Genomic DNA, 6,670 nt, shown 5'->3' with positions numbered 1-6,670 from the left:
GTCATTACATCTTTAAAAATAAGTCGTTGAAGAGCAGGATGCAAATGTGCTTCTGGTTCTTCAATGGCTAAAATGGTAAACCCTTTGTTATCACTAGCATAGGTATCCATAAATGTGTAAAGAGTTTTTTGATTTTCAGGTGTTAACATTCCCTTTAAGATGTAATTACCGTTGCTATTTTGCTCATAACATTGTTTTAAAATCTCGCTACCTTCTTCTTCTAACAGCTTTATAAAAGTATCTTCCTTTAAAATAGGTGGAATTGTATTATCCTCTAAAGATAATAAGATTAATGAAATATAAAGGATATTATTAAGTCCAAGGCTTGTATCGCTTACAGGTCGTTGTCCTTGTCCAATCATTATCTTTAATGTGTTCAAGATACGATTAGGGTCTAAATCAATCGTCTCTAGTGAAACACTCGAATCGACCTGCTGTCCAATAACTTTAGAAAATCTGCTATTGATACTTTCAGTAAGATGAATTAATTCATCGATAGAGAGTACCTCGTCACTTGTTTCTTTTAACCTGTCGGCTATACCTTTTAGTTCCTCTTTTCGAATATCATAGTTTTTTAGAAGATGGTTAATTGGAGACTTTCGTATGTTTTTCATTTCTGTCTCAACATCTCTTATAGCGGGGATGACTTTTAGATTTAAGTATCGGCGATGATAGTGGGTAAATGGTACGTCCTCTTTAGTCCCTTGAAAAATTCGATATTGGTATTCATAAGTACCGTCTTCTTTTTTTGTTGGATAGTAGTGATATGTTAGCCGCAGTGTTGCTGGGTCATCATTTAATGTTGCATCAGATAAAATTGCTAATAACATTCTATTATGGGCAAAGCCTTTAATATCTATTGATACTCTGACCTCGGCTCCATTTTCCATAGGTGAATCAAGCCCTTCGTAGAAATCCGTTTCATTTAAAAAACGGTCCTCATCCGATAGTTTTGGGTCGAGGATTAGTTGTATAGCCCTTAAGAAATTTGTCTTTCCAACATTATTTTCACCGATTATAACCTGTTTATGGCTCAATTCAGCGTCAATGAAATTGAAATTCCTAAAATTTTGAATTTGTACTCTAGATATATGTGGGGCATTGGGTATGTTCATTAGTCAGAATAACCTCCATATGTTTTACTTATTAACTATATAATAGATTAATAGGAAGGAAGTGACAATTGATGCAGGTTTTATAAGCTTAATAAGTTAGGATGTTTAAGTATTTTTCCTATTATTGTATTATATAGGTAGTTATTAGAATAAGAGGTGAAAAAATGGGTAAACATTTGTTATTGGACAATATCTATATTTATGAAGAGAAGCATGATAAAAAAATGGGAACTTTAGGTTCACAGTATTCTACGGAAAGAGGATTCTGGTTAATTGAAAAAAATTTGCAGCCACTTGTACAAGACCCAAGAAGACCTTTACCTTCAACCAAAAAACACGATGTTGAAAGAGGAGAGGACTTGAAGTGAAGTTAGTAGATGTGCTGGTGATTTCAGATAAATATGATTTCACCACAGATTTTGTTTGCTTAGAGCTTGAAAAGAGGAAAGCGAATTATCTGAGGATTAACCGAGATGAATTTCACACATATAAAATCCATATAGATACGAGCAATTTTGATTTTTCAGTTACGATGGGTAAATTAGAATACCTCATTTCAAATAAAGCACTTAAAAGTGTTTACTACAGGGCTCCTATTTTCTTGCGGGAGACAAATCAAGTAGAAAGTAGCGTAGAGGAACAATTATATAATGAGCAATGGATGTCATTTGTAAGGAACCTTCTGATATTCGAAGACGCTTTATGGTTAAACAATCCAGAAAAAACTTACAAAGCGGAAAATAAAATTGTGCAATTGAAATATGCTAAAAGAGTAGGGTTTAATATTCCTTATACGATTGTAACCAATGGAAATCCAGACCTGACAAATGAAAAATACGTGGTTAAATCTTTGGATACCGCCTTCTTTAAGATTAATGGAAAAGAAGGATTTGTTTATTCGAATATCTTTCAGAAAGAGAAAATACAGAACGCCAGTCTTGAATTGGCGCCAGTAACTATACAAGAGTTTGTTAATCCTAAAATTGATATTCGAGTCACAGTTGTTGGGGATGAAGTGTTTGCTACTAGTATTACAAGCCAAGGGAATGGTGTAGAGATTGACTGGAGAATAGTGAAGGATGAAGTTGACTTTACAGCAGTTTATTTACCTGATTATATTGAAGAAAAATGCATCCGATTAGTTAAAGAATTGGGTCTTAAATTCGGCGCAATTGATTTGTTAAAGACAGAAACAAATGAATTTGTATTTTTAGAGATAAACCCTACTGGGGAATGGGCATGGTTGGTACATACTACTGGTCAATTAATCCCCCAATCGATTGCTGATTTATTGGTATCCAAATCATGAAATTTCCGAAAAAAGTATTATACGCTATATTACCTTTGACAGAATGTAATTCAGCAAATAAATACGTAAAAAATCAACAAAAAGATACATGGAATAAAATACAACAAAGGGAGACGGTTCCTGATATACAGAAGTTTGCAAATATAGAAGAAGATGATGCCAAATATTTAATAAGTGGGATTCGTTCCAATATAGATTCCTTACAGGATAAAGCCAAAGTAACTGCTGTTGCAGTAACCTTGGCATTCTCTATGGTCGGTGGAATCTCAGGCTATCTATTAAATTTAAAGGAAAAACTTTATGCAAATGGCTTACTGACGGGAGCTTTAATATTTTTTGTTATTGCTAGTTGTTTTTACTTAATTACCTCTGGTTATTTCTCTTTAATAACTTTGAACTCAAGACCAAAGTATGATTTCAGCCCCGATGAATTTGCATACTTAAGTCAGCTTCAATCAGAAGATAAGAAAAAGGAAGAGAAATTATCCATGATTGGTCAACAGTACAAAATGACAACCTATCAAAACACAATTCTTAACAACTATGTTGATTGTAGTAATAATAATTTACGGAATGCTCTGATTACGTTAGGAATTTTCTTTTCCCTGATATGTATCAGCTTTGTATTGGCTGAAAATATACAAGAGGATAAACAGTCAAAAGCTGAAGTAAAGCAAATGCAAGTATTGGAAGGAGTCCAAACAGAAATTCAAACATTTAAACAAGAACTGGACGGTATAAAAAATTCAAATAATACTGAATATAAAGAACTTAGCTCATCATTAAAAGAACTTAATCTGAAGTTAGAAAAAATTTTAAAAGAAGATATTGACCAGAAAAAACCCAAACAATGAACGTTAGATATAGACACTTATAGAAATATGAATTATTTACCCTTTACAATAATGCAATCTTGAACTAAGAAGTTTTTTTCTTCATAGCAATGAGGTGTATAGAGCATGTCGACCATGTTTTCATTACTCCAGTTCGTAAAGTGATTAGACTTTGAAAAGCCATAAGCGACTTGTTGATTTATACTCATTTTTATGTGTTCACTTTCTTTCCCGAATGTTGAGTATCCGCTTAACCTCGTATTTTTGGTACAAAACATGGGCTTCGGCATCCCCATCCCAAATGGTTCTAACGCACGTAAATCATTAAACATGGTTTTCGGAAAACACTCAATAGGCAGAGTTCCAATATACCAATTGGCTGCAATGGATACTTTTTGTTTCATGGCAGCCAATTGGATAGCATATCGGAATAATTCAATTTTGTTGTCATCAGGGATGATTGATAAACCAGCAGCCATTGTATGTCCACCAAACTTCCTCAAATAATTCCCACACAAAGAAATACAATCAATGATAGAAAATCCGCTCCTTTGCAAACTTCTAGCTGAACCAGTTCCATCAGCGGCAATAACGATTGCTGGCTTTTTGAAATGATTCACAATTTTTGAAGCTAGTATTCCGATTACCCCTTTATGAAAATCTCCCTTCACAACTATAACAGGTGATAAATGAAGTCGTTCATTATGAATAATTGTGATGACCGATTTAAATTGCTCCACTGTTATCTCTTTTCTTTTTTCGTTTAAAGAGATAAGCTCTTTAATTTGTTTCTCGGTTGGTTCGGTGCTTTGAAGAATTGTTGCAGCAAGGTTAGGGTCGCCAATCCGACCGCATGCATTGAATATAGGACCCACTGAAAATCCAATTGTTGAACTGTCAATATTTTTTGTTTTTAAGGTATCCAGCAAAACTCTAAATACCCTTCGTGGAGAATGCTGCAATTTTCGTAGTCCGTTATAGCATAAAATCCGATTTTCATCTTTCAGTGGCACCATGTCAGCAATTGTACCCAACGTTGCCATATCTAATAAGGGTTCAGTCCCTCTTATCCAATCTCTATTTAACGTTTTATAAATGGCTTGTACTAATTTCAAAGCAACACCAGCACCACAAAGTTCTGTGAACGGATAGGTATTATCCTTTCGTTTTGGATTAATAAATACCAAACAATCAGGACGGTCATCTAACACTTCGTGATGGTCGGTAACAATGACATCAATACCTCGTTCTTTTGCAGTTCTTAAGGCATCGTGTGCACTTGAACCATTATCAACTGTGATTACTAAAGAGACATCTTCATGTAGCTGTTTTACAGCATTGACAGAGAGTCCGTAACCTTCTGAGCGAAGAGGGAGTTGAGTAGTTACATTTGCTCCAAGTTCTTTTAATGATAAATAAAGAATGGAAGAAGCTGTAATGCCATCGCAATCATAGTCACCAAAAATGTGAATATGCTCGCTCTGCTGGATAGCTTGTAAAATACGCGTAACAGCAGCTTTCATTTCATTCATTAGAAATGGGTCATACATGTTTGTCAGTTTTGGATAAATGAAAGAATCTAATTTCTCAAAATCTGAAAATCCTTGATTGAATAAGTGCTGAATTAATAACGGGTGTAATTGAAACTGAGCTGAAAGGTATTTTATCTGTGCATGTTTTGGGTGGTGTTGAATCGGTATCTTCGAAATCCAATGCATTAATAAAGGTCCTCCTTTATATGGTAACTATGCTTATTATTAGGGGTTATCTCTAAAATATTCATAAATGAGAATAAAATGTTTTTATTTATGAATAATAGTTAGATTTTTCCACATACTATAGTTAAATAAAACGAGAAAGGATGATGAATAAAAAGTAAAAGTTGCATATCGCTAGCCTGCTAGAAATAAAGTTCAACTAAGAAGGTGATAGCATGCAGCATTATGCCGTTTATGTTCGTGTATCAACAGACCGTGATGAACAAGTTTCATCTGTAGAAAACCAAATGGATATCTGTCGAAATTGGTTAGAGAGAAACGGGTATCAATGGGATGAGGATTGTGTTTTTAAAGATGAGGGCATAAGTGGGACCTTGTTTATTGACAGACCGGCTATTCAATTAATTCTTGAAAAAGCTAAACAAAAGAAACTTGATATGGTTATTTTTAAATCAATTTCTCGTTTAGCGCGTGATTTAAAGGATTCTCTTGAAATAAGAGAAGTTTTCTTGGCTCATAATGTCCGAATTATCTCAGTTGAAGAAGGTTATGATTCGAATAAAGCTGGGAAAAACGATATGGCTTTCGAGTTATGGTCCTTGTTCTCGGCTCAATATAGTCGGACATTATCATCAAGTATCAGTGCCGCCTTAGCTGCCAAAGTTAGACGTGGAGAACATATTGGGAAAATCCCTTACGGGTATAACCGAGTGGGACAAAAACTTGTCATAAATGAAGATGAAGCAGAGGTCGTTAGTCAAATTTATAAGTGGTACAACGATGGATGGGGATTTAAGAAAATTTCAAATGAATTAAACGAACTGGGGATTAAACCAAAAAATAAAAAAGTGTGGCAGCTCACATCAGTACAGAGGTTGATTCGTAATACCATTTATAAAGGAACCTTTATTTTAAATCAGTATACGAATGTGAAAGTGGGAGGAAAGAAAAAACAAATTCGGAATCCACCAGAGAAATGGATTGTTTTCGATAAACATCATCCTGCTATTGTTGATGTTGAAACATGGAATAATGCTAATAAAGAGCAATTCAAATCTCATAAGGTTCGCATAACACCATGGAATGAATTTCGATACCTGGCAAAGTGCTCAGAATGCGGTTCAAATATGGTAATTGTTCAGTCGTATAAGAAGAAAAAAAGCGGAGAGCGAACAGAGTGGAAATATTTGAAGTGTTCCCAATATCGTCGAGCAGGTAAGCATGGGTGTGTGAACCATACGCCTATCCAATATGAGGATTTCAGACAGTTTATTCTTAACTTATTAATGCAGAAAGGTGAGTCTGTTCTCTTTAACCTTTCGACTAGTGTTGCAAATGAACAGGCAAAGCAAGAACGAAAATTGCAACAGTCACTAAAACAAAATGAACAAAGAAAAAAGAATCTGCTTGATTTATATTTGGATGGCTTAATCGATAAGGAAGAGTTTGAAAAGAAGCGTCAAGAAGTTGAGGAGTTAATAAATAAATCAAGCAACCAGTTGTTTATCATTAAACAATCAGAAACGGTTCAAACGAATATCCAAACAATAAAAGATGCGTTTCAGGAATTACAGAATCAAAATCAGGACTTGTTTGATGTAGTTCAAACTTTAATTGAAGAAATTATTATTCATCCTGATGGGACGATTGATATTACGTACACATTCGAAGAGCCAAAGTGAGTTTGGAGGCGTT

At 34.4% G+C, this 6,670-nt stretch carries 6 protein-coding genes; 4 read left to right on the top strand and 2 right to left on the bottom strand.

The genetic code is table 11. The features are described from left to right. Nucleotides 1–1,115, bottom strand: a 1,115-nt coding sequence (locus BFI01S_RS04290; protein WP_156478328.1) for an AAA family ATPase, incomplete at its 3' end; no start/stop codon positions are given. Nucleotides 1,116–1,279: 164 nt separating this feature from the next. Between BFI01S_RS04290 and BFI01S_RS04285 the strand changes: the two genes are divergently transcribed. The 3 genes from BFI01S_RS04285 to BFI01S_RS04275 are packed head-to-tail and all read left to right on the top strand — an operon-like array spanning nt 1,280 to nt 3,278. Next, nucleotides 1,280–1,483 (top strand): hypothetical protein, encoded by a 204-nt coding sequence (locus BFI01S_RS04285; RefSeq protein WP_061791499.1) that lies wholly within the window; start codon nt 1,280–1,282, stop codon nt 1,481–1,483. Further along, the gene (locus BFI01S_RS04280) at nt 1,480–2,424 is read left to right on the top strand and encodes an MvdC/MvdD family ATP grasp protein (RefSeq protein ID WP_061791498.1); all 945 of its coding nucleotides are present in this window, start codon (nt 1,480–1,482) and stop codon (nt 2,422–2,424) included. The genes BFI01S_RS04285 and BFI01S_RS04280 overlap by 4 nt, the downstream gene beginning before the upstream one ends. Further along, the gene (locus BFI01S_RS04275) at nt 2,421–3,278 is read left to right on the top strand and encodes a hypothetical protein (RefSeq protein ID WP_061791497.1); all 858 of its coding nucleotides are present in this window, start codon (nt 2,421–2,423) and stop codon (nt 3,276–3,278) included. Before BFI01S_RS04280 ends, BFI01S_RS04275 begins: the two co-directional genes overlap by 4 nt. A gap of 32 nt (nt 3,279–3,310) precedes the next feature. Here the strand turns inward: BFI01S_RS04275 and recJ are convergent, their stop codons facing one another. Continuing rightward, the gene (recJ, locus tag BFI01S_RS04270; protein WP_061791496.1) at nt 3,311–4,975 is read right to left on the bottom strand and encodes a single-stranded-DNA-specific exonuclease RecJ; all 1,665 of its coding nucleotides are present in this window, start codon (nt 4,973–4,975) and stop codon (nt 3,311–3,313) included. A gap of 215 nt (nt 4,976–5,190) precedes the next feature. On the opposite strand from recJ, the gene BFI01S_RS04265 reads away from it, so the two are divergent. After that, nucleotides 5,191–6,657: a recombinase family protein gene (locus BFI01S_RS04265; protein WP_061791495.1), complete on the top strand. Its 1,467-nt coding sequence runs from the start codon at nt 5,191–5,193 to the stop codon at nt 6,655–6,657. The last annotated feature ends 13 nt before the right edge of the window (nt 6,658–6,670 follow it).

It is taken from the genome of Cytobacillus firmus NBRC 15306, from assembly GCF_001591465.1.
GTDB lineage: Bacteria > Bacillota > Bacilli > Bacillales > Cytobacillaceae > Cytobacillus > Cytobacillus firmus.
The sequence above is the reverse complement of the archived record's forward strand: the minus strand, read 5'-3'. Positions and strand labels throughout refer to the sequence as shown.

Excerpts from the sequence above, each read along its gene's own strand:
- BFI01S_RS04275 (WP_061791497.1), top strand. The coding sequence starts at position 2,421 with ATGAAATTTCCGAAAAAAGTATTATACGCTATATTACCTTTGACAGAA.
- BFI01S_RS04285 (WP_061791499.1), top strand. The coding sequence starts at position 1,280 with ATGGGTAAACATTTGTTATTGGACAATATCTATATTTATGAAGAGAAG.
- BFI01S_RS04265 (WP_061791495.1), top strand. The coding sequence starts at position 5,191 with ATGCAGCATTATGCCGTTTATGTTCGTGTATCAACAGACCGTGATGAA.
- recJ (WP_061791496.1), bottom strand. The coding sequence starts at position 4,975 with ATGCATTGGATTTCGAAGATACCGATTCAACACCACCCAAAACATGCA.